The organism is Streptomyces sp. NPDC003016 (genome assembly GCF_053591455.1).
The window spans coordinates 128,807-155,621 of sequence record NZ_JBSFTV010000017.1; the positions used below are offsets into that span (position 1 = coordinate 128,807).

Genomic DNA, 26,815 nt, shown 5'->3' on the forward strand with positions numbered 1-26,815 from the left:
GGTTCGGTCCCAAGCATTGTGTGAGGAAGAGGGAGCCCATAATCTCTCTCTCGGTCGCCGAACAGATGAGCCAACTGGATTGATCTGTTTCTCCGTTGAGTGGAGATCGGCGCGATTGAAGTTTCGGTGAGAGTGATTCCACCTGTCTGGCGTGAGCCGCATTCCGCGATCAGACAGGGGCAGCCGGTCCGGCTTTCACGTCACTTTGAGAACGAAGTCCCGTGGATCCGGAATCACCACACCCGCCATGAAACGGAAATTCCGCACGCCCGTGACGTCACGTCCGTCCGGGCGCGCGCACCGAGTTGGGAGCAAGGGATGAGAAGGAAACTGGCCACCGCGGCGGGAGCGCTGCTGGCCATGGCCGCCTCCATGTTCGCCGCACCGGCCGCCGCACAGGCGGCGGACCCGGTCCCCGGGTTCCACGTCAAGGACGGCCGGCTGCTGGACGCGAACGGCAACGACTTCGTCCTCAGGGGCGTGAACCACGCGCACACCTGGTACCCGGACAGGACCAACCGGGCACTGGCCGACATCAAGGCGCTGGGGGCCAACTCCGTGCGCGTCGTGCTCAGCACCGGCGACCGCTGGACGAAGAACGGCACGGCGGACGTCGCGGCCGTCGTCGAACGGTGCAAGGCGAACCGGCTGGTCTGCGTTCTCGAACCCCATGACACCACCGGCTACGGAGAGCAGGACGGCGCCGTCTCGCTCTCCCGCGCGGTCGACTACTGGATCGAGGTCCAGGAAGCGGTGAAGGGGCAGGAGAAGTACGTCATCCTGAACCTCGGGAACGAGCCGCACGGCAACTCCGGATACACCGCCTGGACAGCCGACACGTCGAACGCGATCAGCCGTATGCGTACCGCCGGATTCGAGCACACGCTCATGGCGGACGCACCGAACTGGGGCCAGGACTGGGCGTTCACCATGCGTGACAACGCTCCCAGTGTCCTCGCTGCGGACCCGAGGAAGAACACCGTCTTCTCGATTCACATGTACGGCGTCTACGACACCGCGGCCGAGGTCCGGGACTACCTGAACCGGTTCGTTTCCCGCGGACTTCCCCTCGTCGTCGGCGAGTTCGGTGACGCGCATTCGGACGGCAACCCCGACGAGGACGCCATCATGGCCACCGCCGAGGAGCTCGGCCTCGGTTACCTGGGGTGGTCCTGGAGCGGCAACGGGGGCGGTGTCGAATACCTCGACATGGCCACCGGCTTCGACGCGAGCCGGCTGACCACCTGGGGGAAGCGCCTCTTCGACGGTCCCCACGGAATCAAGCGGACCGCCCGTGAGGCAAGCGTCTTCGGCACCGGCGGCGGCGACACCCGGCCGCCCACCGCGCCCGGCACCCCGGCCGCGTCCGCGGTGACCTCCGGCGGCGTCCACCTCACGTGGGCTGCGTCCACGGACAACACCGCGGTCACCGCCTACGACGTCGTCCGTGTCAACGGCGCCCAGGAAACGCAGGTTGCCACCACGACCACCACCAGCGCCGCCGTCAGCGGCCTGACGGCCTCCACCGCCTACACCTTCGCCGTCTACGCGCGCGACGCGGCCGGCAACCGCTCCCCGCGCTCCGCCACGGTGAGCGTCACCACGGCGAGCGGCCCGTCCACCGGGAAGTGCGCGGTCACCTACCGCCTCAGCGACTGGGGGAGCGTGTTCAACGCCGACGTGACCGTCCGCAACACCGGCACCCAGGAGATCAAGGGCTGGCAGCTCGACTTCGCCTTCCCCGGCAGCCAGACCCTCAACTCCGCATGGAACGCGAAGGTGGTCCAGCAGGGGACACAGCTGCGCGCGACGAACGAGTCGTGGACCGAGACCATACCGGCCGGCGGCGCAGTGAGCTTCGGCCTGAACGGCTCCTCCACCGGTGCGAACGGAATCCCCGCCGCTTTCAGCCTCAACGGCGTAACCTGCGCGAAGAGTTGACCATCACCGCGCCCCGCCGTGGGGCGTGGAGCGGTCTTCCACCGGCGCCGTCCCGGCCGGTGGGAGACCGTCGCGCCATGTCAGAACCCACCCGGCACGGCAGGGCGGCGTGAACCGTACCGGCCGCAGAACCCCTGAGGAGTCGGCTCCATGCCGTTCACCGACCTGTCCCCCGACCAGCTGGACGCCCTGCGCGAACAGATACCGGAGCCCGAGGGCTTCGACGCCTTCTGGGACGAGAGCCTGCGGCTGTCCCGCGAGGCCGGAGGCGACCCACGTCTCACGCCCGTCAAGGACACCCTGCTGTCCACCGTCGACGTCTACGACCTGCGGTTCCCCGGCTGGCGCGGCCAGCCCGTCGCCGCCTGGTTCATCCTCCCGTCCGGAGCCGACGGCCCCCTGCCCACCGTGATCACCTACATCGGCTACAGCGGCGGACGGGGCCTGCCGACCGACCACCTCCTCTACGCGTCGGCCGGTTACGCCCACCTCGTCGTCGACAGCCGAGGCCAGGGCCACGACACACCGGACCACGACGAGGGCGGCGGCCCCCAGTGGGTCCACGGCTTCATGACCCGCGGCATCCACGACCCGCGCGACCACTACTACCGCCGCCTCGTCACCGACTGCGTCCGCGCGGTGGACGCGGCGCGCCGCCTCCCGCACGTCGACACGGACCGGATCGTCGTCCAGGGAGCCAGCCAGGGCGGCGGCCTCGCGCTCGCGGTCGCCGGCCTGACCGGCCGGGACATCGCGGCGGCCCTGCCCGACGTGCCGTTCCTCTGCCACTTCAGGCGCGGGGCCGAGGCCGCCACCGAAGGGCCGTACACCGAACTCGTCGACTACCTGCGCCACCACACCCGGGACGACCCCGAGCGGGCCTTCGGGACCCTCGGCCACTTCGACGGCGTCCACTTCGCACGACGGGCCCTGGCTCCGGCGCTCTTCAGCGTGGGGCTGATGGACCCGGTCTGCCCGCCGTCCACCGTGTACGCGGCGTACCACGCCTACGCGGCCGCCAAGGCCATCAAGGTCTGGCCCTTCGCCGACCACGCCGGAGGCCGGGGATCCACCGCTCCGGAACACCTGCGCTGGCTGCGCGAGCGCGGCCTGGCGCCGGCGGCCCGGTAGCGACCGCTGGAGCCTGCCGTCGAATGATCTTCTTCGGGATCATGGTCTGGTGATACGTCGCCATGAACTGTCCGATGCCCAGGGGGCCTTGGTGCGGCCGCCCCACGCTCGGCAGGCAGGACCGGCTCAGTACTGGCCGAGCAACGCGCGGGTGATGACGGTGGCCAGGACGGCAGAGATGACGGTGATCATGAGGCTGGCCCTCAGGGCCAGCGTCACGACCGCGGCGGCCAGTCCGGCGAGCCGTGCGTCGAAACGGTACTCCTGGCCCGTGGTGAAGAGCTGCAGGACCACGAGGGCGGTGAGGATCGCCGGGGCCACCATGCGCAGGGTGCGCTGAGCGCGGTGCGACGGCTTCCAGTCCCCGAGCAGCAAGGGGCCCGCAGCCCTGATGGCGATGGCGATGACGCCGAGAGCGGCGACCAGGATCCACTCACCGGTCATTTGACGAATCCGATCAGGCAGGCGCAGCTGGCAACGGCGACGGGAACCCCCGGCGGGGCCACGGGTACGAGAGCGAGTGCGAGTGTGGCGGCCACGGCGGCCACCACACGTGTGCGAGGCTCACCCAACTGCTTCCAGAGCAGAGCGAGGAAGATGGCGGGGCTCACCATGTCGAGGCCCCAACGGCTGACGTCGCCCGCGAAGCCGACGCTGAGAGCGCCGAGGGCGGTCCCCGCGAACCACAGCACGTAAGCGGCGCTGCCCGACAGCAACAGCAGACGCCGGTCATAGCTGCCGTCCGGCCTGCGTGACAGGGCCCATGTCTCGTCGCCGAGGAGTTGCGCGTACGCGCCGCGCCGCCACCGAGATCCCCCGTAGGCCCCCATCGCCGCGATGGCCATCGGCAGATACCGCAGGTTGAGCAGGGAACCGGTCAGGATCGCGCTTCCCACGCCGCCGCCCGCGGCGATCACGCTGGCAGCTCCCATCTGGGCGGCGCCGCCGAATGTGGTGAGCGACATGACCAGGGCCGCCGGGGTGGAGATGCCGGCCGCGCCGGCCACCGCGCCGAACGTCACCCCGAAGAGGAACGTCGCGGTCACGACCGATGCGATGGCGGGTAGTTCCGCGCGAACCGACGCCGGAGGGGACAGGGGTGAGGGGTCGGACGTGTGATCGACGTCTTTCATGAGAATCCAATATACGGAACAGGTCCGAGGATGGGAGTGAACTCGATATTCAGGCCGAAAGTCACCGTCGGCCGCCCTCCAGGTGTGCGGTGCGCCCAGTCGGTCCCGCTGATTCTGTGCAACTGCCCATGGTTCCTTGCGTGTATCGCCCCTAGGGTGGCTTAGGCGAAAGATTCCGTCCTCTGCCAACCCATTCTGTGGAGGAATCACCAGTGCTGATCGACTGGGACAAAACGCTGCCTGCCGAAAGCCTGCGTGCCGGGGCCGTTCGGAGATTCGCCACCGGTCAGCAGATTTCCGTGGTGTACGTCGAGACGGATCCACAAGCACGGTTCGACGGGCGTCCGCACCGCCATCCCCACGAGCAGTGGGCCGTCGTCACCGCGGGCCTGCTCAGCATGACCTGTGACGACAGCCGGTTCGAGCTGTCCGAGGGCGAAGTCGCCTTCCTTCCCGCGAACTCCTGGCACGCGGCGGTGGGTGTAGGGCCTTCCGGCGCCCGGTACCTGGATTTTTCGGCGCCGCCCCGGCTCGACCCGCTGCCGGACAGTCTTGTTCCGAACGCCTTGGAGTTTCCCCGCGAAGGGCACAGTGACAGCTGATCCGACGAGCCCGGACATACCACTGCATCATTGACGATCAGCGATTGGAGGGGAATTCCTTGCCTGTCGAGATACATCAAGTGCGCACTGACGTTACGGACGCATGGGTGGCATGGGACGGGGATCCGTCGAAGGACTACGCCTACGGTGGTTGCCGGCTGGTCGGCCGGCGGACCGGATATGAGGACGCCATCGGCATGCTGTGCGCGCTGATGCGCAATGAAAGCGGCTACAAGAACGCGCTGATAAATCTGGCTGTCGAGGACGGCGCGCTGGACGACCTCTCCCACGCCCTGCCGCCCGGCTTCGCCCGTGCGCGTGTCGGTGGCGGCCGCTGCGTCATCCGGCCGGCGAGGGCTCCGACGAATTCTTCGCCGGATACTCGGGCTACCGCTTCGACGCGCTGCGGCCCACGCCCCCGCGCGACGTACCCGCCGAAGAGCGAGCCCACCGAGAGCGCCTGTGGGGCGATCCCGACTACGGCTACGACCTCGACTTCCGGGCGCTGGACCAGATCCGCAACCAGCTCTACTCCGCCGAACTCCGCTCCTCGCTGGAGGAGTTCTTCTGTACGGGCCCCTCGGCGCCCCCGCTCGTGGACGGCAGCCGGCTGCGCGGGCGCCACCGCATGCACCAGCGTTCCTCTTTGGACGTGAAGCTGCGGCTCACCGACCACCTGCTCGGGGACCACGGCGACCGGATGACGATGGCCGACTCGGTAGAGGGCCGCTACCCCTTCCTCGACCTGGACTTCGTACGCATGGCCATGGAGGTGCCGCCGGATCTGAAGTTGCACGACTTCGAGGAGAAATACATCCTCAAGCGGGCAGCCCGGGGCACGGTGCCCGCCAGTGTCGCCGAGCGGGAGAAGTTCCCCTTCACCGCTCAGAGCAGCGCCCACCTGGTCCGGGCGGCACCCGAATTCACCGGCGACTGGCTTTCGCCGGAACTTGTCAGACGGCATGGCGTCTTCGACCCCGGCGAGGTCGGGCGTCTCTACGACGCCTGCCGCGTCCCGGGCCACCGCCCGTCGACTCCGCTCCGTACGGACTGGCTCATGATCGTGCTCACCTTCACGATCCTGCGCGAACAGCCGGCGCGCGCGGACCGGAACACCACCCCTTGCAGGACACCAGCGCGACTGGAGACATGAGATGAGTTCCACTCCGACTCTTCCTGCACTATTCGCCGAGACCCTGGCCCGGCACGCGGACCGCCCGGCTGTGAGCGACGACGAGGGCACCTGGACCTACCGGCAGCTCGACGCGCGGTCCCGGCGACTGGCCGCATCGCTGATCGAGCGCGGGGTCCGCCCCGAAGACCATGTGGGCATCCGGCTGCCACGCGGCAGGGACGCCATAGCCGCCCTGCTGGGTGTCGTCAGGGCCGGGGCGTCAGCGGTACCCATCGACGCCGACTATCCGCCCGCGCGCCGGGATCTGATGGTGCGTGACAGCGGCCTCCGGGTCCTTGTCGGGCAGGCGGAGGAGGTGGACACGCTGCCGCCGGGCGTCGAGCTCCTCGCCTGGGGCGATGCCACGTCGGATGACGTGCGGGTGAACGCGCCGCGGGACGATCCCGCCACGGACGAAGGGACCGGGGACGACCGCCTCCCGGCGCACGACGAGGATTCCCTCACCGTCCTCGACGGTCCCCGCGGCGACCCGGAGGCCGCCGCCTGTGTGCTGTACACCTCCGGCTCGACCGGCGAACCCAAAGGCATCGTCTTCACCCACGACAACATCGTTGCGCTGGCCCGCAGTGCGAGCCTGCCGAAGCTCGGCCCGGACGACAAGATCGGCCAGATCTCCAGCATCTCGTTCGACGGAATCACCCTCGAGATGTGGGCGGCCCTCGCGGCCGGCGCCGAGGTGGTGGTGCTGCCCAAGATCGACGCGCTCCTGCCGATCGACCTGCGCCGCGAACTGAAGCGCCGCCGGGTGACGATGATGCTGGTACCCGCCGCCGTGCTCAACGAGGTCGTCCGGGTGGACCGGGATGCCTTCTCGCCGCTCAGGTATCTGTGCAGCGGCGGCGACGTGCTCCTGCCGAAGACCTGCCGAGATCTGCTCGCCGGCGCCTTCAAGGGGACGCTGTACAACCTGTACGGGCCCAGTGAGATCACCACCGCCGCGACCGCCTGCCACGTCGACTCCGTCGCCGACGGCGCCCCTGCCATCCCGATCGGCACCGCCCTCGACGGTTACGAGACCTATGTCGTCGACGAGAGGCTGAGGCCGCTGCCGGCCGGCGAGAGCGGCGAACTCCTCGTCGGCGGCGTCGGTGTGGCCCGCGGTTACCTCGGACGCCCCGCGCTGACCGCGGAGCGGTTCCTGCCCAATCCCTTCGGCGCTCCGGGCAGCCGCTTCTACGCCACCGGTGACCGGGTACGGACGAATGCCGAGGGCCAGCTGGAATTCCTCGGCCGCTTCGACACACAGGTCAAGATCCGTGGCCATCGCGTCGAACCCACCGAGGTGGAGCAGGCCATCTGCAGCCATCCGGGTGTGCTGCAGGCCGCCGTCCTCGTCGACGACACATCCGGCGAACGGTCCTTGGCCGCGTTCATCGTCTGTGCGTCCGAGGACCTGACGGGCCCGGAGCTGCGCCGGTACCTGGCGGATACGGTGCCCCGGCACATGGTGCCGGGTTCGGTCTCGGTCATCGACGCCCTGCCGACGACGAGCAACGGCAAGCGGGACCGGGACGCGCTGCACGCCCTGCGCGCCGCCGAGGTGCGTCGCAGGTCCGGTGCGGCGCCCCCCGAGACCAGTACCGAGCGCTGGCTGGCCGCCCTGTGGGAGCGGGTCCTCAAGGTCGAGGACGTCAGCGTCACGGACGACTTCTTCGACCTCGGCGGCCACTCCCTGCTGGCCTTCCGGGTACGGAGCGCCATCGTCAAGGAGCTCGGCACACAGGTGGAATCACACGTTCTGTTCGAGAACAGCACGCTGCGGGAGCTGGCCGAAGTGATCGACCAGGCCCCCTCGGCGAAGGAGGCTCCCGGCCATGACTGAAGCTCCCCGCATCGACTTGTCGGCGACCGAACTGTTCGCCGACGGCTCCCCGTACGAGGCCTTCCACTGGCTGCGGCACAACGACCCCGTCTACTGGAACCCCACCGAGAGCGGTGGTTTCTGGGCACTGACCAAGTACGACGACATCGCGACCGCGTACCTGCACCCGGACACGTACAGCTCGTCCCGGGGCACGATGCTCGGCGGGTCGTTCCGCAGTTCGAGCGACACCTCTTCGGGCCAGATGCTGATCTCCACCGACCCGCCCCGCCACACCCAGCTCCGGCAACAGGTCCACCAGGCCGGATTCAATCCCGCGACCATGGCCAGGACCAAGGAGTGCGTACGCGCCTGCCTGGAAGCGGCGCTGGACCGCCTCGTCGAGAACGGTGGCGGCGACATCGCCACCGAGGTGTCACCCGCCATGCCCACCGGGGTTCTCGCCGCCACCATGGGACTGCCACCGGAACGCGCCGCCCAGCTGCAAAGGCTGACCCGTACCATGATCGGCTTCAGGGACGATGAGTACCGCGGCGAGAACTCCAGCGACGTCACACTGATCAAGTCCCAGCTGGACATCTTCGAGTTCTTCGCCGAGCTCCTCGACGAACGCCGGGAGAACCCCGGCGACGACGTGGTCAGCCGTCTCCTGCGGGCCGAGATCAATGGCCGGCCGATGAACGAGTCCGAGATCCTCTACAACTGCTTGAACCTCGCCGTCGGCGGCAACGAAACGACGGTGCACACGGCCAGCTTCAGCGTGCTGACCTTCATCGAGCACCCGGACCAGTACGAACAGCTGCTCAAGCAGCCCGAGCTGCTCGGCAGCGCGATGGAGGAGCTGTTCCGCTGGACGGCGACCAACACCTACGTCCAGCGGACGCTCACGCGCCCCGTGACCATCCGCGGTCGGCACATCAAGGCCGGTGACGCGGTGACGCTGTGGAACTCGTCGGCCAACCGCGACGAGGACGTCTTCGACGACCCGGACCGCTTCGACATCACCCGCACGCCCAACAAGCACCTCACCTTCGGGGTGGGCCGACACCACTGCATCGGCGCCTCCATCGCCCGCTTCGAGATGGAGGCATTCCTCGGCGCCCTCCTCGCACGCGGCCTGCGCTTCGAACTGAACGGGCCGGTGGAGAAGCTGCACTCCAACTTCGCGTACGGCATCCGCCACCTTCCCGTCGCTCTCGTCTCCTGACCGGAACGGAGGACACGACGATGCGCAAGACCTCCGAACCCAGGTGGTTCGTCAGCAAGAGCTCCGGGGGGCCGACCCGGCTGCGGCTGCTGTGCCTGCCGTACGCGGGCGGCTCCGCGTCGGTCTTCAAGGGCTGGGAACACCACCTCCCGGCCGGCACCGAGGTGATGGCCGTCCAGCTCCCCGGCCGCGCCGACCGCTGGCGGGAGGAACCGCTGACCGACCTGGAGGTCATCGCCGACACGCTGTGCGAGCTGTTCCAGGTGCACGCCGATGAACCGTTCGCGGTGTTCGGGCACAGCATGGGCGCGCTGATCGCCCTCGTGCTCGCCCGGAAGCTGAGCAGGAAGCACGGCCAAGAACCCGTGCGGCTCTTCTTCGCCAGTTGTAACGCGCCGCTGCCCGAGAGGCCGCTGCCCGCGCTCGGGCGCCTGGACGACGCGGCCCTGCGGGCTCAGTTGTCCGCTCTCGGACTCCCCGACGAGGTGCTGGACGACGAGGAGCTGATGGAGATCACGCTGCCCCTCGTGCGAGCGGACCTGCACGTCGCCGACGCCTACCTCGACCGGGCACCCGAGCTGCTCGACTGCCCGGTCACGGCTTTCCACGGGGCGGACGACCCTCTCGTGTCCGGCCAGGACATGGCGCAATGGGCCCGAACCACCCGGGGCCCGTTCGCGCTGCGATCCGTGCCGGGAGCCCACGTGTTCGACCAGCACGGCTGGTCCCATGTGCTGAAGACGATCAACACGGACCTGGAGACCCATATGCGCCGGGCGGCTCAGGAACAGCCACGCCCCTAGGCATGCGAGCAGGAGAGGCATGGAGATGGACGACACGCACGACGACCCGACGCACTACGACGTCGTGGTCAACCACGAGGAGCAGTACTCGATCTGGGCCGCGGACCTGGAGACCCCGGCGGGCTGGCGGTCCGTGGGAGTCAGCGGTGACCGCGCACAGTGCCTGGAATGGATCGGACAGAACTGGACCGACATGCGGCCGCTCAGCCTGCGCACCCGGATGGACGCCGGACCGGGCGGGGCGACATCGTGCTGAAACGGGTGCACGAGAGCGCGGACGACAGCCCGCAGACGCCGCCCGGAACGGGCGACCTCACGGACGGCGTGATCGACGGCATGATCCACGCCCGTCTCACATCCCTCGGCATCGACCTCGGTCAGCTCCCCGAGGGCTCCCGGCCCGATCAGGACACCGGGGCACCCGGCCAGGACACCGTCCTCGCCGAACTCCGCGCCTTCGTGAGACAGACGGTCGGCGTGCTCGCCGCCTACCGCATCCCGGTTCCTGACGGCACCGACCCGGCCGACGACCACGCCCTGCGCCAGCAGACAGCCGCGCCCCAGTTGTACCCCTCACGGGCGGTCGGAAGGACCGGCCGGTGAAAGGCCCGCTGGACCGCCGAGTGGACCGGCGCGCCTTTCTCTCCCGGGCCGCCGCACTGTCGGTCGCGGGGGCCGGGCCGCTGCCCGCGGTGGCGGCCGCGCGGGCGCCCCGCCACAGCGCCACACTGCCGTTCGTCGAACCGCGCCCGGAAGCGGTCGCCGACCTCACCGAGCTGACCGTCGCCGAGGCCATGACCATGATCCGGCGGGGAGACCTGATGCCGGAAGAGCTGACACGGGCCTACCTGACCCGTATCGCCGCTCATGAGGACGTCTACAAGGCGTTCAACCTGGTACGGACGCAAGCGGCCACGGCCGAGGCACGGGAGGCGGGCCGTCGGCCCGCACGCGGCCTCCTGCACGGCATTCCCCTGGCCGTCAAGGACAACTTCTTCACGGCCGGGACGCGCACCACCGCCAACTCCTTCCTCTTCCAGGACTTCGTGCCGTCGTTCGACGCGACGGCCGTCGCACGCCTGCGGCGGGCGGGCGCCATCGTCCTCGGCAAGGCTCAGATGGGACCGCTCGCCAGCACCCGGGCCACTGAGCCCGACGGGCTGATCACCACGGTCAACGCCTGGGCGCCGGATGATCCGGCGGTGGACCCGGGAGCCTCGTCGAGCGGTACGGCGACCGCGGTGGCCGGGCGCCTGGCCACGTCGGGCACGGGTACCCAGACAGGCGGGTCCATCACCTGGCCCTCCAACGCGCAGAACCTCACCGGGCTCAAGCCCACGATGGGCCGCGTGTCGCTGTACGGAATCGTGCCGTTGAGTTACAGCCGTGACCACCCCGGCCCCCTGGCCAGGGACGCCCTCGACGCCGCGATCATGCTGTCGGTGATGGCGGGGCCCGACAGAAACGACCTGAGGACGCAGGGCCTGCCGCCGGTACCCGACCTGATCGAGGCCGCGACCCCCGTGCGCAGGAGAGGCCGGGTGGCACTGCGCTGGCCGACCAGGATCGGTGTCGTCCCGGGATACCTCTCCGGGGCCGACGACACGGCGGCGGCCCGCAAACGTTTCCTCGACACCCTTGACGCCATCCCCGGGGTGTCTCTGGTGGACGTTCCACTGCCCGCCCAGTGGGAACTGCTGACCGGCAGCGCGTTCAACAACGTACGGCTTCCGGAGCGCAGCGAGGCGTTCCTGCCGCAACTGAGGCGCGATCTGCGGGCGTTCGGCGTCTCCGTGATCCCCTGGCTCGAGGGGGCGCTCCTCGGGGGGAACGAATTCCTCGTCGGGCAGCGGACCAGGCTCCTGCTGCTGGAGCGGGTGCTGGACGGCCTGTTCGGCCAGTGCGACGTCGTCGTCCAGACCGACCCGGTGCCCTTCGACATGATCGGACTGCCCGAGCTGGGGCTGCCGATCGGATTCGACCGTGCGGGCCTTCCCGTGGGCACGATCCTCGGCGGTCTGCCCTACGCCGAGGACCGTCTCCTGTCCGTGGCCGCCGCATACCAGGCGCGTACCGACTGGCACCGCCGCCGGCCGGCGGACCCGGGGACGGCGGACGGCTCCGTGGCGCGCGGGCGCGAACGGCTCGACGCGGTCCAGGTCGCCCGCACCACGTGCTGACGGGACGCTACGCGAGCAGCTGGGACGCCAGCCACAGATGGACCCGGTTCTCGGTGCTCGCCAGCGACAAGCCGGTGAGCCGCTCGACCTGCTCCAGGCGGTAGCGCACCGTGTTGCGGTGTACGAACAGTTCGCGGGCGGTCTGCTGCGGGGAACAGCCCGAGTCGAGGAACGTGGTCAGGGTGCGCACCAGCTCGCCCGTATGCAACGCGTCGAAATCGACAAGTGGCTGCATCGCCTTGTGCGCGACCTCGCGCAGGGGCAGGTCTGGCATGGACATCAGCAGCCGAACCATGTTGGGCAGCCGTCCCTGGTGCACACCGCTGCCGTGGGCGGCGGCCTCCTGGGCCTCCAGGAACGCCCAGCGAAGACCCTGGACCCCCGGATAGGGGCCACCGATCCCCACCGCGAGATCCTGGCCTTCGAGTCCGTACTGAGCGAGGCTGCCCGCCCACTCGGCGGCGGACTGCGGGCCGCGCATCACGCCGACGCCGTACGCTCCGACGCCGGCCACCACCTCCGCCGTCCGGCTGAGGGTGAGTTGGGCGGCGTGGGAGGCCGCCTCGTCGTCGCTGCGCACCAGCAGGACGCTGTGCGACTCCCCGGGGTCGATGCCGATGGTGACGAGCTTCCTGCCGGCCTCGGCCCCGGAGAGCGCGTCACGTACCACATCCTCGATGATCTGTCCCGCCAGTTCCCGGCGCCCCGCCTGGAAGGCGGCGGTGCGGCCGAGCTCGACATGGATCAGCTGTGCCGCGTGTTCCTGGAGCTCGGCCGCCACGTCGCTGTGTGCCATGGAGAGAAGCAGGGTCTTGGCATGCGGGGGATCGATGGTCGTCATACGTAACCGCTGGTCGTGCAACCGGTGCGTGGACCAGTCGTAGCTGTCGGCCAAGGGGTCGAGCCCGGCGCCGGACAGATCCAGGACCGCCGTGGGCGCGCCGGTCGCCTCGCTCAGCCTGTTGAGAACTCCCGCGATGCCGCGCCCCGCCACGACCTCGTCGAGCATCCTGCGCTGATGCTCGGACAGCGTGGGCAGGCTCGCTCGGTGTGGTTTTCCGGGCGGGCTCTGAAGACGGCTGGATTTGGATAACAGTGATCGACTGGGTATTTCCAGTACAGGAAGACCGGACTGCTCGGCGATTTCCAGCATCGCCGCAGGTGCGGCCCTGTGTCGTAAGCCGATCACGAACCCGATGGCCGCCGCATTTCCACGAACGACGTTCTCCGTGAACAATCGCTGCCACATTTCTTCATGCTGGCGTTCTCCCGTGGTCAGCACCAGTTCACCGCCTTCGAGCAGGGGGCGGGGGTCCCGGAGTTCAGTGATCACCACGTCGTTGATCTTCTGGTCGGAGTGAGCCGTACCGTCGTGCAAGCGGAGGCCCGAGGGGGTAATCTGAGGCAGTTTGGATGTATTTTCCATATCTCCTCCACGAAACTCGTGCGCGACGCAGCCCTGGCGTACGGGTGAGGAACGGTCATATCCCCCTGCTCCACTCATCCAGGAGTGGATATCGAAATGTCCCATGCCGGACGGCTGGCAATTCGCGCTCCTTGAGGGCCGCCGACGCGCCGCGCTACGGCCCTTTCGTTTTCACATACCCACAGTAGGCCTGGCGAGGCGGCCCTTTAATGGACGGCCGCCTTCCAGCGAATCGATTGAGTCATGTCAGCGGTACGACAGTCTCCGACGGCCTGGTGGAGGAACGGCCCAGGGCCGCACCCCGGTGAGGGAGGTGCGGCCCTGAGCCGTTCCGTCGGGGCTATCCGCGCGGCGGCGGCCCGGTGGAGCCCCGCGGGGTGAGCGAAGGCGTCGGCACCTGGAGCGAGTCCCCCCGGGAGCCGGCGATCACACCGAACAGGGTACGGGCGACCTCCGCGCCGAAGTGGTGCACGTCGTGGCTCATCGCCGACAGCGTGGGGTGCGTCAGACGGCACAACTGCGAGTCGTCCCACGCGAGCAGGGACAGGTCGTCCGGTACGACGAGCCCCATCTCGGCCGCCACAGCGGCGCCCGCGACGGCCATGATGTCGTTGTCGTACACGATCGCCGTCGGCCGGTCGGGCGACAGCAGCAGGCTGCGGGTCGCCCGGGCGCCCTCCTCGCCGGCGAATCCGGTGGACACCTGACGGTGCCCCTCCAGGCCGAGCTCGCGTGTCGTGGACTCGAACGCGGCGGCCCGGATGCCGCTGTGCCCGAGCCCCGCCGGGCCGCCGACGCGCGCGATGCGCCGGTGGCCCAGGGCGGCCAGGTAACGGACGGCCTCGGCCGCGGCCGTGGCGTCGTCGGTCCAGACCGACGGGAACGACCCCGTCAGGGACGGGTGCCCGACGGCCACCGCCCGGAGCCCGATGGCCTGCAGCGCCGGAACCCGCGGATCGTCCTGGTGGAAGTCCACGAGGATGGCACCGCCGATCATCTTGCTGCGCCACCACCTCTCGTACAGGGCGATTTCCTCGTCGAGGTCACGCACCAGGCGCAGCAGGAGCGAGCACGACCTTTCCGCCAGGACGCTTTCGATGCCGGAGATGAACTCCATGTAGAAGGGTTCGAGGCCGAGCAGCCGGGCCGGCCGGCAGATCGCCAGACCGACGATGTCGATGCGCTGGCTGGAGAGGCTGCGAGCGGTCTGGTGGGGAGCCCAGCCGAGGTCGCGGGCGGCCTCGAAAATGCGCTCCCTGGTGGTCGGTGAGACTCCCGGCCTGTTGTTGAAGGCCATGGAGACCGCGCCCTTGGACACTCCTGCCCGCGCTGCGACGTCGTTGATCGTGACGCGTCCGGAAGGCGGCTTCACACCACATCCACACTGAACAGAGCGGTCCGGACGGCATCGACGTCCACACGGCCGCAGCCGCTGACCCGGATACGGGTCTCCTCGCCGGGCAGCAGCGTCCGCAGGCCGCAGTCCGCACTCGCCCCGGGGCCGAGCCGGTCGGCCTGCAGGAGGAGGTCCCTCACCAGGGTCTGTGCCGTCACCACGACGTCGACTCTATCCCCCTGTCCGGGCACGGGCTCCAGCCGGACATCGAAACGCGGCTCCGGATACGCGAACTCCTTGTCCGGTACGGGGAAATGGACCGCGCGCAGCCCGTCCGCGTCGGCGACCAGGAACTCCTTGGACGACCGCTCCGCCGGCACCAGGCCCGCCGGGACCGCCAGCCGCACCACCGACCGGGGCTCGGCCACGACGTCGAGGACGGTCTCGTCCGCCAGGGCGCCGTCCGCCTCCAGGCGCCGGAGCGCGACAGCCGTCCGCCACCGCTCGGCCGACTGGTTGACGACGGCGAGCACGAGCCCGCCGGTTTCCGGCTGGAGGGTCAGCAGCCGGTCCGCGTACACCCGGCGCAGCTCGTGGTACAGCGGCTTCAGCCGCCCGTCGCCGTCGATCGCGGCCCAGGAGCTGACCGGCCAGCAGTCGTTCAGCTGCCAGACCACCGTGCCGGCGCAGACCGGCCAGTTCGCCCGCCAGTGCTCGATGCCGGCCGCGACGGCGCGCGCCTGGACGACCTGGGTGAGGTAGTGCCACCGGTCGAAGTCGTTCCCGGGCAGGGCGAAGTGACGCGCCACGCCCCGGTCGAGCTTGCCGTTGCCGTCCTCGGCCTTCTGGTGGTGGAGCATGCCGGGGGAGTCGGGGGCGAGGTCCTCACCGGGCAGGGCCCTGCGCAGGGTCGCCATCGCCGGAGGGGCCTGCCAGCCGAACTCGGCGACGAACCGGGGCACGCTCGCCCGGTACTCCGCGTAGTCCTGCCGGTTCCACACCTCCCAGGAGTGGTGGGTGCCGTGGCGCGTGTCGTTGGGGTGGTGGTCCCAGGAGCCGGACCAGGGGCTGCCCGCCGTGTAGGGGCGGGTGGGGTCGAGTTCGGCGACGATCCGCGGCAGCAGGCCGAGGTAGTACCCCTCTCCCCACGAGTCGCCCGCCAGGGCCGGCTCCCACTCCCAGTCCCTGAAGCCCCACAGGTTCTCGTTGTTGCCGTTCCACAGGACCAGGCTCGGGTGCGGCATCAGACGGACAACGTTGTCACGCGCTTCGGCCTCGACCTCTCCGCGCAGCGGCTGCTCCTCGGGGTAGGCGGCGCAGGCGAAGAGGAAGTCCTGCCAGACCATCAGGCCCAGCTCGTCGCAGACGTCGTAGAAGGCGTCGTCCTCGTAGATGCCGCCGCCCCAGATCCGGACGAGGTCGACGTTGGCCCCGGCGGCCTGGGTCAGCCGGGTCCGGTAGCGCTCGGGGGTGACGCGGCTCGGCAGGACGTCGTCCGGGATCCAGTTGACCCCGCGCGCGAAGATCCGTACGCCGTTGACGACGAAGGTGCAACCGGTCCCGTGCTCGTCGGCGGAGCGGTCCAGCTCGACCGTGCGGAACCCGATCCGGCGGTGCCAGGTGTCGAGGGCGCCGGCCTCGTCCAGCAGCGTCAGGTCGAGGTCGTAGAGGGGCTGTTCACCGTATCCGCGGGGCCACCAGAGCCGGGCCCCGGGAACCTCCAGGCGCAGCACGGCTTCCTCGCCGTCGAAGGAGACCTCGGCCTCGGCCCGCGTCCCCGCCACGCGGGCGCGCGCGACGAGCCGGCGTCCGGCCCCCCGCTCCGTACGCTCCACCCGCAGGCGCACCTCCACGCGGCCCGTGCCGTCCTGCGCGACCGTGACGAGGGGGCGCACCCGCGCGATCCTGGCGGTCGACCAGTGCTCCAGCCGTACGGGGCGCCACATGCCCGCGGTCACCACGGTGGGGCCCCAGTCCCAGCCGAAGCCGGAGGCCATCTTGCGGATGTACTGGAAGGGCTCGGGGTAGACGTTGGGCCGCTCCCCGGTCAGGTCCCGGACCACCGCCGCCTCGTCGTAGGCGGAGGCGAAGCCGACCTCCAGCGTTCCGGTGCGCCCCGTGACGTCGAACCGGTAACCGCGGTGCATGTTGCGCGTCGTACCGAGAACCTCGCCGGCGAGGGTGATCTCCGCGGCGGTGTCCAGCCCGTCGAAAACCAGGTCGGTGCGCTCGTGGGCGCTGTCGTGCGACAGGTCCGTGACGTAGGACCACGCCCGCCTGCCGACCCAGGCGATCTCGGTCTCGTTGCGGCCGATGAACGGGTCGGGGATGAGCTGGGCGGCCAGCAGATCGGTGTGGACGCAGCCGGGAACCCGCGCCGGGAGCAGCGCCCCCTCGTGGCGCAGGCTCCAGCCCTCGGTCAGCTGGGTGACGTCCTTCATGGTGCGGCTCCAATCGCCTGACTCAGGCCAGGTGGATGTACGACGCCGCACAACCTAACCCGGCTCCGAGCCTCTGTCCATGAACCGGTAAAGCTCAGTTCAGACACGCTGGCGTAACGCAGCGTCCCCGTTTCGCTTCTCCTGCCAGTGGATTACCCGTCTCCGGTAACGATTGGGCATCGTGCCGGAAATCAGAGCTTTACCGGTTCACATCTGCCTGACATAGTGCCGACATCCCACCGCGGACCCGATCCGCAACCCTGAAGGAGCTGGCACATGGGGAAGACGAAGACGCTCACAGGCGCGCTGCTGACCGTCGCGCTGCTGACCGTGACGGGGTGCGGCGGCGGAGGCGCCGCCTCCGGCGAGACGGCGGCCGCCCCCGCCGACCCGGGCGATGCCTCGGGCGAGATCAAGGTCCTGACGCCGCGTACGGACCTTGTCCAGAGCGGGGCGATGAAGGCATACGCCGCCGAGTTCAACAGGATCTACCCCAAGGTGAAGGTCAAGTTCGAGCCTCTGACCGACTACGAGGGGGAGGTCAGGATCCGGATGAACACCAAGGCGTACGGCGACGTGCTGATGATCCCCGGCGCGGTCGCCAAGGGCGACTACCCGAAGTTCTTCGCCCCCCTGGGCGCCACCTCCGAACTCGCCGACAAGTACCGCTTCAGCGACAAGACGGATGTCGGGGGCAAGGTCTACGGCGTCGCCCAGTTCGGCACGGCCAACGGCTTCGTCTACAACAAGGCCGTCTGGAAGAAGGCCGGTGTCACGCGGTGGCCGACCACCCCCGAGCAGTTCACGGCAGCCCTGAAGGCGGTCAAGGACAAGACCGGCGCGGTCCCGTACTACACCAACTTCAAGGACGGCTGGCCGCTCACCGCCTGGAGCAACAACATCGGCTCGGTCACCTGTGACGCGAAGGCCAGCGACCGGCTCGCCGGCCCCGTCTCCCCGTGGAAGCGGGGCAGTGAGCTGAACGTCATCGACTCGCTCCTGTACGACATCGTCCACGACGGGCTGGCCGAGAAGGACCCCACCACCACCAACTGGGAGAGCTCCAAGACCCTGATCGCCAAGGGGGAGATCGCGACCATGCAGCTCGGTTCGTGGGCGATCACACAGATGCGGGACGCCGCGAAGAAGGCGGGCGCCGATCCGGACGACATCGGCTTCATGCCCTTCCCCGTACAGAAGGACGGCGCGTTCTGCGCCACCGTCGTCTCCGACTACCAGCAGGCCGTCAGCATCCACTCCGAGCACAAGACGGCCGCCCGGGCCTGGATCGACTGGTTCACCGAGAAGTCCGGTTACTCGCAGAAGGAGGGCGCGGTCCCCGCGGTGAAGTCCGCTCCCCTGCCGAGCACGCTCAAGGACTACGTTGACAACGATGTCAAGCTGGTGGAGCGCTCCGAGGCGGAGACCGAGCAGGTCAACGCGATCGACAACGCCGCCGAGATCGGCCTGGCCAAGCACGACTACCGCCAGAAACTGATCGACACGGCGCGCGGCGCCCAGAAGGGCAGCCTCCAGGACTTCTTCGCCGACCTGGACAAGAAGTGGGACGAGGCGGCGAAGACCGCCGGCTCCTGACGGACGGCGGACGCGGGTCCCGGCCGTACGACACCGGCCGGGGCCCCTGTCGTACGGCATCAGCGGACAGAAAGGCCGACATGACCGAAACAACCGACACCGCCCCCGCGCAGTCCCCCGCGGGAGCGGCTCCCGCGGCGCGCGGAACGGGCCGCGGACCCGGGCGCCGCGCCGCGCCCGGCGCCCCTGCGGGCCGTTCCTGGCGGAGCAGTCCTCTCCGGCAGATCACACCGTGGCTGTTCCTGGCGATCCCGCTGGCCCTGCTGATCACGTTCACCTACGTCCCCGTGGCGAACATGGTCTTCTACAGCTTCACCGACTGGGACGGCATCAGCCCGGACCGCAACTTCACGGGCGTCGACAACTACACGCAGATCTTCACCCGGCCGGAACTCTTCCGGGTCTTCTTCGTGAGCGGCTACTACCTCGCCGCGTCCGCCGTCCAGATCACCGTCGCGCTGTACTTCGCGGCCGTACTGAGCTTCGACCTCAGGTTCCGCAACTTCTTCAAGGGGATCCTCTTCTTCCCCTACCTCGTCAACGGTGTCGCCATCGGCTTCGTCTTCCTCTACTTCTTCCAGGACGGCGGCACGCTCGACTCCGTGCTGTCCTGGTTCGGCGCGGACACCGACCACGCCTGGCTCGGCGACCCCGTCTCCGCGAACACGTCGCTGGCCGGAGTCTCCGTCTGGCGGTACACCGGGCTGAACTTCGTGCTGTTCCTGGGCGCGATCCAGTCCATCCCCGGAGAGCTGTACGAAGCCGCCGAACTGGACGGCGCCGGCAAGTGGCAGCAGTTCCGGTACATCATCGCCCCGAGCATCAAGCCCGTGCTCAGCCTCAGCGTCATTCTGGCGATCTCCGGCTCCCTCGCCGTGTTCGAGATCCCGTACATCATGACGGGCGGCGCGACCGGTACCTCGACCTTCGTCATCCAGACGGTCAAGCTCGCCTTCCAGTTCAACAAGACCGGCCTGGCCTCGGCAGCCGCGGTCGTGCTGCTCCTGATCATTCTCCTGATCACCTGGATCCAGCGCCGTCTCGTGCCCGATGAGAAGGTGGACCTCGTATGACCACGGCCCTGCCCGCCCGACGCGGCGGACGCCGCCGGCTCGGACCGGCCCTGACCTATCTGTCGCTGATCGCCGCGTGCCTGGCGGTTCTCCTGCCGCTCGTCATCGTCTTCCTGACGTCGCTCAAGACGTCGGAGGAAGCCACCGACGGGGGCGCGCTCTCCCTGCCGGGCAACTGGCTCAACTTCAGCAACTACGCCACCGCGTTCACCGACGGCAAGATGCTCACCGCCTTCGGCAACACGGCCTTCATCCTGCTCTTCTCCATCAGCGGCACCGTCGTCATCGGCTCGATGACCGCCTACGCGATCGACCGGTTCGACTTCCGCGCCAAGAAGCTCGTCATGGCGCTGTTCCTCGTCGCCACGCTCGTACCGGGTGTCACCACGCAGGTCGCGACCTTCCAGGTCGTCAACGGCTTCGGCCTGTTCGACACCCGCTGGGCCCCGATCCTGCTGTACATGGGTACGGACATCGTCTCGATCTACATTTTCCTGCAGTTCATCCGGTCCATCCCGACGTCCCTGGACGAAGCCGCCCGCCTGGACGGGGCAAACGCCTTCACGATCTACCGGAAGATCATTTTCCCGCTCCTGAAGCCGGCGGTGGCGACGGTCGTGATCATCAAGGGAATCACCGTCTACAACGACTTCTACATTCCCTTCCTCTACATGCCGTCCGAGGAGCTCGGCACCATCTCCACCGCCCTGTTCCGCTTCAAGGGGCCTTTCGGGGCGCACTGGGAGAACATCTCGGCGGGCGCCATCCTCGTGATCGTCCCCACCCTGGTCGTCTTCCTCTGCCTCCAGCGCTGGATCTACAACGGCTTCGCGCAGGGCGCCACGAAGTGACCCCGGCCCCGCGCGTCCGCACACGGAACAGCCGGCGGGGGCGCCGTTGCGCAGGGACTCGCGAGCGGGCCGGTGGACGGGGTGCGGTCGTGGTCCGGCCGTCCGGGCGTCGAGGATGACGAACCCGACGCCCGGACGGCGCAGGTGGCAGCCGGCGGCGACCCGCTCCGGCCGCCGCCGGCCACCACCGCATCGGTGCGATGCGTCATGAGCTGAGCCGCGGTGCTTCGAACTTCCTTCGCCAGGCCAGTGACACGTGGACGAGGGCCACCAGGACGGGGACCTCGATCAGGGGGCCGACGACACCCGACAGGGCCTGGCCGGAGGTGACGCCGAAGGTGGCGATGGCGACCGCGATGGCGAGCTCGAAGTTGTTGCCCGCCGCCGTGAAGGCGAGGGTCGCGGTGCGGTCGTACGCCAGGCCGACGGCCTTGCCGAGCGCGAACGTGCCGAACCACATCAGCGCGAAGTAGACGAGCAGCGGCAGCGCGATGCGGGCCACGTCCAGCGGCTGTGAGGTGATCGTCTTCCCCTGGAGGGCGAAGAGGATGACGATCGTGAAGAGCAACCCGTAGAGCGCCCAGGGGCCGATCTTCGGCAGGAACTTCGCCTCGTAGCTCTCGCGGCCCATCTTCCGTTCTCCGACGCGGCGGGTCAGGAACCCGGCCAGCAGCGGGACGCCGAGGAAGACGACGACGTTCAGAGCGATCTTCCACATCGAGATGTCGAGGTGCTCGCCCTCTCCGAGACCGAGCCAGCCGGGCAGAAGGTCGAGGTAGAGCCAGCCCAGCAGACCGAACGCGATGACCTGGAAGACCGAGTTCAGGGCGACCAGGACGGCGGCGGCTTCGCGGTCGCCGCAGGCCAGGTCGTTCCAGATGATGACCATCGCGATGCAGCGGGCCAGGCCGACGATGATCAGGCCGGTGCGGTACTCGGGCAGGTCGGGAAGGAAGACCCAGGCCAGCGCGAACATGAGCGCCGGGCCGACGATCCAGTTGATGACCAGCGACGAGGCCATGAGCTTCTTGTCGCCGGTGACCGCGTCGAACTTGTCGTAACGGACCTTGGCGAGGACCGGGTACATCATGATCAGCAGGCCCGCGGCGATCGGCAGCGAGATGCCGCCGATCTCGACCTCGGCGAGGGCGCCGTCCAGGCCGGGGACCAGCCGCCCGAGGCCCAGACCCAGGGCCATGGCGAGCAGGATCCATACGGCGAGGAAGCGGTCGAGGGCCGACAGCTTCCGGACGACCGAGGAGTCCTCGGCGGTCGCGGGTGCTTGCGTGGGGGTCACGGACAGGCCCTCTTGTTCTCGGCAGCGGTACGAGCGGATGCGGCCAGCCCGGTGAACTGGCCGGCGAGCTGGGCGATGACGTCGGGGCGCAGCTTGTAGTAGGTGAAGCGGCCGCAGGGCTCGGTCTCCACCACCCCGGCCTCGCGCAGCACTCTCAGGTGGTTGGAGAGGTTGGTCTGCTTGGCGCCGGTCTCCTCCACGAGGTGCGTGGTGCACAGCGTCTCGCGGGCGAGCAGGTTCACGATCCGGAGCCTGAGGGGGTCTGCCAGGGCCCGGATCAGTTCAGTGTCGACTGACGTCATCATGCGCTGATACTGTCACATCAGTGGTGGCTGACACCACCGGGTGCTGATGTGTTCCCGTCCTGCGCGAGAAGAGACCCCGCCGTGTCCGACAAGCCCTCCGTGCTGTTCGTCTGCGTCCACAACGCCGGCCGCTCCCAGATGGCCGCGGCCTGGCTCGCCCATCTGGCCGGGGACCGCGTCGAGGTCCGCTCCGCCGGTTCCGCCCCGGCCGACTCGGTGAATCCGGCGGCCGTGGAGGCCATGCGTGAGGTGGGCATCGACATGTCCGCCGAGACCCCCAGGATCCTCACCGTCGACGCGGTCAAGGCGTCGGACGTGTGCATCACCATGGGCTGCGGCGACACCTGCCCCGTCTTCCCCGGCAAGCGCTACCTCGACTGGGAGCTCGAAGACCCGGCCGGCCGGGGTGTCGAATCCGTACGCCCCATCCGCGACGAGATCAAGACACTCGTCGAAGACCTGATCCAGGAGATCGCCCCGCGGAAGAGCGCGTGAGCCCCGTACGCGCCGTCGCCGTCGCCGTCGGCCCGGCCCGGCTTGCCGCTGATTCGCTCCGGCCGCGAGCTGCGGGGCCTGCGCCCGAAAAGTAACTTAATGCTAAAAATGGTGCATGAGTGGACGTCTCGGAGGCGCGTCGCGGCGAGGTGTGCGTTCCCTGCTGGAGGTGCGCAGCGCCGCGGGCCAGGTGCTCCTCCTCCAGATCGTGGTCGCCGTGCTGCTGATCACGGCCGCGGTGGTCGCACTCGCGTTCCAGACACGCCAGGACAGCGAGCGGGACGCCCAGAACCGGTCCCTCGCCGCCGCGGCGTCCTTCGCGCGGGCCCCGGGCACCGTCGAGGCGCTGCGGTCCCGTGATCCGGCCGCCGCGCTGCGGACCCACATGGACGCGGCCCAGCGGGGATCGGGCGTGGACTTCATGGTGGTGATGGCGCCGGACGGCACCCGGTACGCCGACACCGATCCGACGCTGGTCGGCAAGCGCACCGAGGGCGTGGAACGCGCCGCTGCCGGAGAGGCCTTCACGGAGATCTTCAAGGGCGCCCCGAACGACGCGGCCCGGGCCGTCGTCCCCGCCACCGACGCCGACGGTTCCGTCGTCGGCCTGGTCACCGCGGGCGTCACGGTCGAGAACGTCGGGGACGCGGTGGACCGCCACCTGCCGGTGCTCCTCGCCTCCGCCGTCGGCGCGCTCGCCCTGGCCACAGGCAGCGCCGTACTCGTCAGCAGAAGGCTGCGGCGGCAGACGCACGGCCTCGGCCCCGCCGAGATGACCCGGATGTACGAGCACCACGACGCGGTTCTGCACGCCGTCCGGGAGGGAGTGCTCATCATCGGGGACGACGGCCGGCTGACACTGGTGAACGACGAGGCGCGCAGGCTCCTGGAGCTGCCCGCCGGCGCGGAGGGGCGGCACGTCACCGACCTGGGCCTCGACGCCCCCATCGCCGGGCTGCTGGCCTCGGGTCGCGCGGTGACCGACGAGATCCACCTGGCCGGTGACCGGCTGCTGGCCGTCAACACACGCCCCACCGCCCCGTACGGCGGTCCCCCCGGCACTGCCGCGACGTTCCGGGACACCACCGAGCTGCGGGTGCTGTCCGGCGCGGCCGAGGTCGCCCGGGAGCGCCTGAAGCTGCTGTACGAGGCCGGAGTGCGGATCGGGACCACGCTGGACGTGGTGCGTACCGCCGAGGAGCTCTCGGAGGTGGCGGTTCCCCGGTTCGCGGACTTCGTCACGGTGGAGCTGCTGGATCCCGTACTGCGCGGCGAGGAGCCGACCGGTGCGCACACCGAAATGCGCCGCGCGGCCGTGAGCGGTGTCGGTGAGGACCGCCCCTTCCAGCCGGTGGGCGACCTGATCAGGTTCGTCGTCCCCACCACGCCGATGGCAGCGGCTCTGGCGAGCGGCCGTGCGGTGCTCGAAGCCGATCTGAGGGTGGCCCACGGCTGGCGGGCCCAGGACCCCGTAGGGGCCGGCCATGCCCTCGCCTACGGCATCCACTCCCTCGTCTCGGTGCCGCTGCAGGCACGTGGTGTCGTCCTGGGCATGGTCAATTTCTGGCGCTCGCGGTCCACCGGGTGTTTCGAGGAGGAGGACCTGGCGTTCGCCGAGGAGCTCGCCGCCCGCGCCGCGGTCGCCATCGACAACGCTCGTCGCTTCACCCGCGAACACGCCATGGCCGTGACCCTCCAGCGCAGCCTGCTGCCCCGCGTCCTGCCCGAACAGGACGCCCTGGATCTCGCGTACCGCTACCTGCCCGCGCAGGCCGGGGTGGGCGGCGACTGGTTCGACGCCATCCCGTTGCCGGGGGCGCGGGTCGCCCTGGTCGTCGGCGACGTCGTCGGCCACGGCCTGCACGCCGCCGCCACCATGGGCCGGCTGCGCACCGCGGTCCACAACTTCTCCGCCCTCGACCTGTCGCCGGACGAACTGCTGGGCCACCTGGACGAGCTGGTCTCCCGCATCGACGAGGAAGAGGGGGACGACGGCGGCGACAGCATCACGGGAGCCACCTGTCTGTACGCCATCTACGACCCGGCCTCCGGCCTGTGCACCATGGCCACGGCGGGGCATTTCGCCCCCGGGCTGGTCCGTCCCGACGGCACGGTGGACTTTCTCGACATGCCGGTCTTTCCGCCCCTGGGCCTCCATGGCCTGCCCTTCGAGACCGCCGAAGTGCGGCTGCCCGAGGGCAGCCGGCTCGTCCTCTACACCGACGGCCTCATCGAACACCGCGACCGCGACATCGACACCGGCCTGCGCCTCCTGCGGCAGACCCTGGCCGACCACGCGGACGCGACACCGGAGGAGACCTGCCAGGCCGTGTTCAGCGCGATGCTGCCCCCGCACCGCCGGGACGACATCGCGCTGCTGGTGGCCCGTACCCATCTGCTGGACCCGGCACGGGTCGCGGACTGGGACGTTCCTCCCGACCCCGCGGCCGTCGCCCCCGTCCGCGCCGCGTGCGGCCGCCAGCTGGAGACGTGGGGACTCGGGGAGATCGGGTTCACGACCGAGCTCATGCTGAGCGAGCTGATCACCAACGCGATCCGTTACGGCTCCGAGCCGATCCACGTACGGCTGATGTACGAGCGCGGTCTCATCTGCGAAGTGTCCGACGGCAGCAGCACCGCCCCGCACCTGCGGCGTGCGGCCACGACGGACGAGGGCGGGCGCGGTCTGTTCCTCGTCTCCCAGTTCGCGGGCCGGTGGGGAACGAGATACACGCCGACCGGCAAGGTCATGTGGACCGAACAGTCCCTGGCCGACAGCCGGCAGCCGGAGCCGGAGCCGGACCTGGACGACCTGTCCTGGCTGCCCGACGACCCGTTGTGACGGGCAGGGCGGGTGTGGCAGGTGTGGCGGACGTGACGGGCGCCGGGACGGACCGTGCCCCGTGCGGGAGGCGGAAGGGCGAACGGCATACTTGCCGACCGGGCGCGATCACTTCCGACACGCTAGGAGCAGCAATGGCCGATCAGATCGCCACCGAGAAGACGACCTTCAAGACGGTCTTCGAGGTGGGGTCGTCCTTCACGGGCCGGGCGCGGAGCGTCGAGGCCGGGTTCCAGCACGCGATCGCCCCGGCGACCGTGGACTTCGACTTCGGTGAGATCAGCCGGGCGGCGAGCGGCATCCCCGACTGCTCGACCGTGAAGATCATCCGCGGCTGGGGCCTGCAGGAGACCGCTCCCGTCAGCGTCATGGTCCTCTCCCTCAAGGAGGCCGTACGGCAGGCCCTTCCGTTCCCGTCCGCCGACCCGGCGTTCTGGGACAAGGTCGAGCGGGCCCTCACCGGAGCCTTCGTGGACCTGGGCCGGCAGGAGGGCACGCACCTCTCCTTCTACCGGGAGGAGGCGGACAGCACGAGCTACTACTACAACCTGCTGTTCGCCCTCCAGGACGAGGAGACGCGGGACGCGCTCTACGCCATCGCCTTCTGCGTCAATGTGACGGTCGCGCTGGGCCCGGAGCAGGCCCGGTCCCTGACCGTCGAGAACACCGCGCGGTACACGATCCGCCTCAATGCGATCACCGTACGGCAGGAGCTGTCGTCCGCGGCCTGATCACCGACCTGCTGGGCCTTGTCCCCCCGCCTGGGGGCAAGGCCCGGCAGAGGCGACGGAGCACTCGTCCGAGGGCGCGGCGGGACAGCGGCCGGGTGATCCGGGAGAGATCGGTCTAATGCCGAGAGCGCGGGGTAACCGGCGCGGTGAGGACCTGATCGGGCGGCCCGCAAGGCCGCCCCTGCGAGAAGGAAGAGAGCGCTCATGACCACTCAGCCTCGTACGTCGACCGCCCGGACCCCTGTGCAGCAGGCCGCGCTGCTGGTGGGCGCGGTCTTCCTGCTGGTGGGCGTCCTCGGTTTCATCCCCGGGGTCACCACCGACTACGACACGATGAAGTTCGCCGAGCACCACTCCGAGGCCAAGCTGCTCGGTGTGTTCCAGGTGTCGGTCCTGCACAACATCGTG

The 26,815-nt window shown here is 69.5% G+C and carries 24 protein-coding genes and 1 pseudogene; 17 read left to right on the forward strand and 8 right to left on the reverse strand.

What is annotated here, in order from left to right; genetic code table 11:
* Positions 1-318: 318 nt before the first annotated feature.
* Together ACWDZ4_RS17045 and ACWDZ4_RS17050 are read left to right on the forward strand one after the other, a co-directional pair.
* Entirely contained in the window at positions 319-1,941 is a 1,623-nt protein-coding gene (locus ACWDZ4_RS17045) for a cellulase family glycosylhydrolase (protein WP_451509192.1), read from the forward strand.
* Between the two features lie 150 nt (positions 1,942-2,091).
* Positions 2,092-3,072 carry an acetylxylan esterase gene (locus ACWDZ4_RS17050; RefSeq protein WP_451509193.1) on the forward strand — a complete coding sequence of 327 codons (981 nt, stop codon included), beginning with the start codon at positions 2,092-2,094 and terminating at the stop codon, positions 3,070-3,072.
* A gap of 126 nt (positions 3,073-3,198) precedes the next feature.
* Here ACWDZ4_RS17050 and ACWDZ4_RS17055 read toward each other — a convergent pair whose 3' ends face one another.
* Positions 3,199-3,516: an AzlD domain-containing protein gene (locus ACWDZ4_RS17055; RefSeq protein ID WP_451509194.1), complete on the reverse strand. Its 318-nt coding sequence runs from the start codon at positions 3,514-3,516 to the stop codon at positions 3,199-3,201.
* Positions 3,513-4,205 (reverse strand): AzlC family ABC transporter permease, encoded by a 693-nt coding sequence (locus ACWDZ4_RS17060; RefSeq protein WP_451509195.1) that lies wholly within the window; start codon positions 4,203-4,205, stop codon positions 3,513-3,515. The genes ACWDZ4_RS17055 and ACWDZ4_RS17060 overlap by 4 nt, the downstream gene beginning before the upstream one ends.
* Before the next feature lie 212 nt (positions 4,206-4,417).
* Between ACWDZ4_RS17060 and ACWDZ4_RS17065 the strand changes: the two genes are divergently transcribed.
* From ACWDZ4_RS17065 to ACWDZ4_RS17100, 8 genes are all read left to right on the forward strand, one after another.
* Positions 4,418-4,807: a cupin domain-containing protein gene (locus tag ACWDZ4_RS17065; protein ID WP_451509196.1), complete on the forward strand. Its 390-nt coding sequence runs from the start codon at positions 4,418-4,420 to the stop codon at positions 4,805-4,807.
* Between the two features lie 403 nt (positions 4,808-5,210).
* Positions 5,211-5,960 (forward strand): asparagine synthase-related protein, encoded by a 750-nt coding sequence (locus ACWDZ4_RS17070; RefSeq protein ID WP_451509220.1) that lies wholly within the window; start codon positions 5,211-5,213, stop codon positions 5,958-5,960.
* Between the two features lies 1 nt (position 5,961).
* Positions 5,962-7,824, forward strand: a complete 1,863-nt coding sequence (locus ACWDZ4_RS17075) for a non-ribosomal peptide synthetase (RefSeq protein ID WP_451509197.1) — start codon at positions 5,962-5,964, stop codon at positions 7,822-7,824.
* Positions 7,817-9,031 (forward strand): cytochrome P450, encoded by a 1,215-nt coding sequence (locus ACWDZ4_RS17080; protein WP_451509198.1) that lies wholly within the window; start codon positions 7,817-7,819, stop codon positions 9,029-9,031. The genes ACWDZ4_RS17075 and ACWDZ4_RS17080 overlap by 8 nt, the downstream gene beginning before the upstream one ends.
* Positions 9,032-9,051: 20 nt before the next feature.
* Positions 9,052-9,834: a thioesterase II family protein gene (locus tag ACWDZ4_RS17085; RefSeq protein ID WP_451509199.1), complete on the forward strand. Its 783-nt coding sequence runs from the start codon at positions 9,052-9,054 to the stop codon at positions 9,832-9,834.
* A gap of 25 nt (positions 9,835-9,859) precedes the next feature.
* A complete protein-coding gene (locus tag ACWDZ4_RS17090) occupies positions 9,860-10,090 on the forward strand; it encodes an MbtH family protein (RefSeq protein ID WP_451509200.1) in 231 nt (76 codons plus the stop codon).
* The gene (locus tag ACWDZ4_RS17095) at positions 10,084-10,437 is read left to right on the forward strand and encodes a hypothetical protein (protein ID WP_451509201.1); all 354 of its coding nucleotides are present in this window, start codon (positions 10,084-10,086) and stop codon (positions 10,435-10,437) included. The genes ACWDZ4_RS17090 and ACWDZ4_RS17095 overlap by 7 nt, the downstream gene beginning before the upstream one ends.
* Complete coding sequence (locus ACWDZ4_RS17100) at positions 10,434-12,014, forward strand: amidase (RefSeq protein ID WP_451509202.1); 1,581 nt, start codon at positions 10,434-10,436, stop codon at positions 12,012-12,014. Before ACWDZ4_RS17095 ends, ACWDZ4_RS17100 begins: the two co-directional genes overlap by 4 nt.
* Before the next feature lie 7 nt (positions 12,015-12,021).
* On the opposite strand, the gene ACWDZ4_RS17105 is transcribed toward ACWDZ4_RS17100, so the two are convergent.
* The 4 genes and pseudogenes from ACWDZ4_RS17105 to ACWDZ4_RS17120 all read right to left on the reverse strand — a co-directional run bounded on the left by ACWDZ4_RS17105 (position 12,022) and on the right by ACWDZ4_RS17120 (position 17,217).
* Complete coding sequence (locus tag ACWDZ4_RS17105; RefSeq protein WP_451509221.1) at positions 12,022-13,023, reverse strand: PucR family transcriptional regulator; 1,002 nt, start codon at positions 13,021-13,023, stop codon at positions 12,022-12,024.
* A 102-nt stretch (positions 13,024-13,125) separates the two neighbouring features.
* Positions 13,126-13,545, reverse strand: a pseudogene (locus tag ACWDZ4_RS17110) (PucR family transcriptional regulator ligand-binding domain-containing protein); the annotation flags it as partial.
* Positions 13,546-13,780: 235 nt separating this feature from the next.
* Positions 13,781-14,812: a LacI family DNA-binding transcriptional regulator gene (locus tag ACWDZ4_RS17115; protein ID WP_451509203.1), complete on the reverse strand. Its 1,032-nt coding sequence runs from the start codon at positions 14,810-14,812 to the stop codon at positions 13,781-13,783.
* On the reverse strand, positions 14,809-17,217 hold the full coding sequence (locus ACWDZ4_RS17120) for a glycoside hydrolase family 2 protein (RefSeq protein WP_451509204.1): 2,409 nt from the start codon (positions 17,215-17,217) through the stop codon (positions 14,809-14,811). Before ACWDZ4_RS17120 ends, ACWDZ4_RS17115 begins: the two co-directional genes overlap by 4 nt.
* A gap of 276 nt (positions 17,218-17,493) precedes the next feature.
* On the opposite strand from ACWDZ4_RS17120, the gene ACWDZ4_RS17125 reads away from it, so the two are divergent.
* The 3 genes from ACWDZ4_RS17125 (at position 17,494) to ACWDZ4_RS17135 (ending at position 20,737) form a co-directional block, all read left to right on the forward strand.
* A complete protein-coding gene (locus tag ACWDZ4_RS17125) occupies positions 17,494-18,813 on the forward strand; it encodes an ABC transporter substrate-binding protein (protein ID WP_451509205.1) in 1,320 nt (439 codons plus the stop codon).
* A gap of 80 nt (positions 18,814-18,893) precedes the next feature.
* Positions 18,894-19,886, forward strand: coding sequence for a carbohydrate ABC transporter permease (locus ACWDZ4_RS17130; RefSeq protein ID WP_451509206.1), 993 nt, complete (start codon positions 18,894-18,896; stop codon positions 19,884-19,886).
* Positions 19,883-20,737 carry a carbohydrate ABC transporter permease gene (locus ACWDZ4_RS17135; RefSeq protein ID WP_451509207.1) on the forward strand — a complete coding sequence of 285 codons (855 nt, stop codon included), beginning with the start codon at positions 19,883-19,885 and terminating at the stop codon, positions 20,735-20,737. The genes ACWDZ4_RS17130 and ACWDZ4_RS17135 overlap by 4 nt, the downstream gene beginning before the upstream one ends.
* A gap of 205 nt (positions 20,738-20,942) precedes the next feature.
* On the opposite strand, the gene arsB is transcribed toward ACWDZ4_RS17135, so the two are convergent.
* Entirely contained in the window at positions 20,943-22,034 is a 1,092-nt protein-coding gene (gene arsB, locus ACWDZ4_RS17140; protein ID WP_451509208.1) for an ACR3 family arsenite efflux transporter, read from the reverse strand.
* On the reverse strand, positions 22,031-22,339 hold the full coding sequence (locus ACWDZ4_RS17145) for an ArsR/SmtB family transcription factor (RefSeq protein ID WP_451509209.1): 309 nt from the start codon (positions 22,337-22,339) through the stop codon (positions 22,031-22,033). Before ACWDZ4_RS17145 ends, arsB begins: the two co-directional genes overlap by 4 nt.
* 81 nt (positions 22,340-22,420) lie before the next feature.
* On the opposite strand from ACWDZ4_RS17145, the gene ACWDZ4_RS17150 reads away from it, so the two are divergent.
* From ACWDZ4_RS17150 to ACWDZ4_RS17165, 4 genes are all read left to right on the forward strand, one after another.
* Complete coding sequence (locus ACWDZ4_RS17150; RefSeq protein WP_451509210.1) at positions 22,421-22,834, forward strand: arsenate reductase ArsC; 414 nt, start codon at positions 22,421-22,423, stop codon at positions 22,832-22,834.
* Positions 22,835-22,949: 115 nt separating this feature from the next.
* Positions 22,950-25,676, forward strand: coding sequence for a SpoIIE family protein phosphatase (locus tag ACWDZ4_RS17155; protein WP_451509211.1), 2,727 nt, complete (start codon positions 22,950-22,952; stop codon positions 25,674-25,676).
* A 134-nt stretch (positions 25,677-25,810) separates the two neighbouring features.
* Positions 25,811-26,407, forward strand: a complete 597-nt coding sequence (locus tag ACWDZ4_RS17160; protein ID WP_451509212.1) for a Type-2Aa cytolytic delta-endotoxin — start codon at positions 25,811-25,813, stop codon at positions 26,405-26,407.
* Positions 26,408-26,611: 204 nt separating this feature from the next.
* On the forward strand, positions 26,612-26,815 hold a 204-nt coding region (locus ACWDZ4_RS17165; protein ID WP_451509213.1), incomplete at its 3' end, for a DUF4383 domain-containing protein.

What these genes read in the sequence shown, in the direction of transcription:
- ACWDZ4_RS17060 (WP_451509195.1), bottom strand. Translation starts at nt 4,205, where the DNA reads ATGAAAGACGTCGATCACACGTCCGACCCCTCACCCCTGTCCCCTCCG.
- ACWDZ4_RS17105 (WP_451509221.1), bottom strand. Translation starts at nt 13,023, where the DNA reads ATGCTCGACGAGGTCGTGGCGGGGCGCGGCATCGCGGGAGTTCTCAAC.
- ACWDZ4_RS17120 (WP_451509204.1), bottom strand. Translation starts at nt 17,217, where the DNA reads ATGAAGGACGTCACCCAGCTGACCGAGGGCTGGAGCCTGCGCCACGAG.
- ACWDZ4_RS17125 (WP_451509205.1), top strand. Translation starts at nt 17,494, where the DNA reads ATGGGGAAGACGAAGACGCTCACAGGCGCGCTGCTGACCGTCGCGCTG.
- ACWDZ4_RS17080 (WP_451509198.1), top strand. Translation starts at nt 7,817, where the DNA reads ATGACTGAAGCTCCCCGCATCGACTTGTCGGCGACCGAACTGTTCGCC.
- ACWDZ4_RS17155 (WP_451509211.1), top strand. Translation starts at nt 22,950, where the DNA reads ATGAGTGGACGTCTCGGAGGCGCGTCGCGGCGAGGTGTGCGTTCCCTG.
- ACWDZ4_RS17050 (WP_451509193.1), top strand. Translation starts at nt 2,092, where the DNA reads ATGCCGTTCACCGACCTGTCCCCCGACCAGCTGGACGCCCTGCGCGAA.
- ACWDZ4_RS17160 (WP_451509212.1), top strand. Translation starts at nt 25,811, where the DNA reads ATGGCCGATCAGATCGCCACCGAGAAGACGACCTTCAAGACGGTCTTC.
- ACWDZ4_RS17145 (WP_451509209.1), bottom strand. Translation starts at nt 22,339, where the DNA reads ATGATGACGTCAGTCGACACTGAACTGATCCGGGCCCTGGCAGACCCC.
- ACWDZ4_RS17135 (WP_451509207.1), top strand. Translation starts at nt 19,883, where the DNA reads ATGACCACGGCCCTGCCCGCCCGACGCGGCGGACGCCGCCGGCTCGGA.
- ACWDZ4_RS17045 (WP_451509192.1), top strand. Translation starts at nt 319, where the DNA reads ATGAGAAGGAAACTGGCCACCGCGGCGGGAGCGCTGCTGGCCATGGCC.
- ACWDZ4_RS17090 (WP_451509200.1), top strand. Translation starts at nt 9,860, where the DNA reads ATGGACGACACGCACGACGACCCGACGCACTACGACGTCGTGGTCAAC.
- ACWDZ4_RS17075 (WP_451509197.1), top strand. Translation starts at nt 5,962, where the DNA reads ATGAGTTCCACTCCGACTCTTCCTGCACTATTCGCCGAGACCCTGGCC.
- ACWDZ4_RS17130 (WP_451509206.1), top strand. Translation starts at nt 18,894, where the DNA reads ATGACCGAAACAACCGACACCGCCCCCGCGCAGTCCCCCGCGGGAGCG.
- ACWDZ4_RS17055 (WP_451509194.1), bottom strand. Translation starts at nt 3,516, where the DNA reads ATGACCGGTGAGTGGATCCTGGTCGCCGCTCTCGGCGTCATCGCCATC.
- ACWDZ4_RS17085 (WP_451509199.1), top strand. Translation starts at nt 9,052, where the DNA reads ATGCGCAAGACCTCCGAACCCAGGTGGTTCGTCAGCAAGAGCTCCGGG.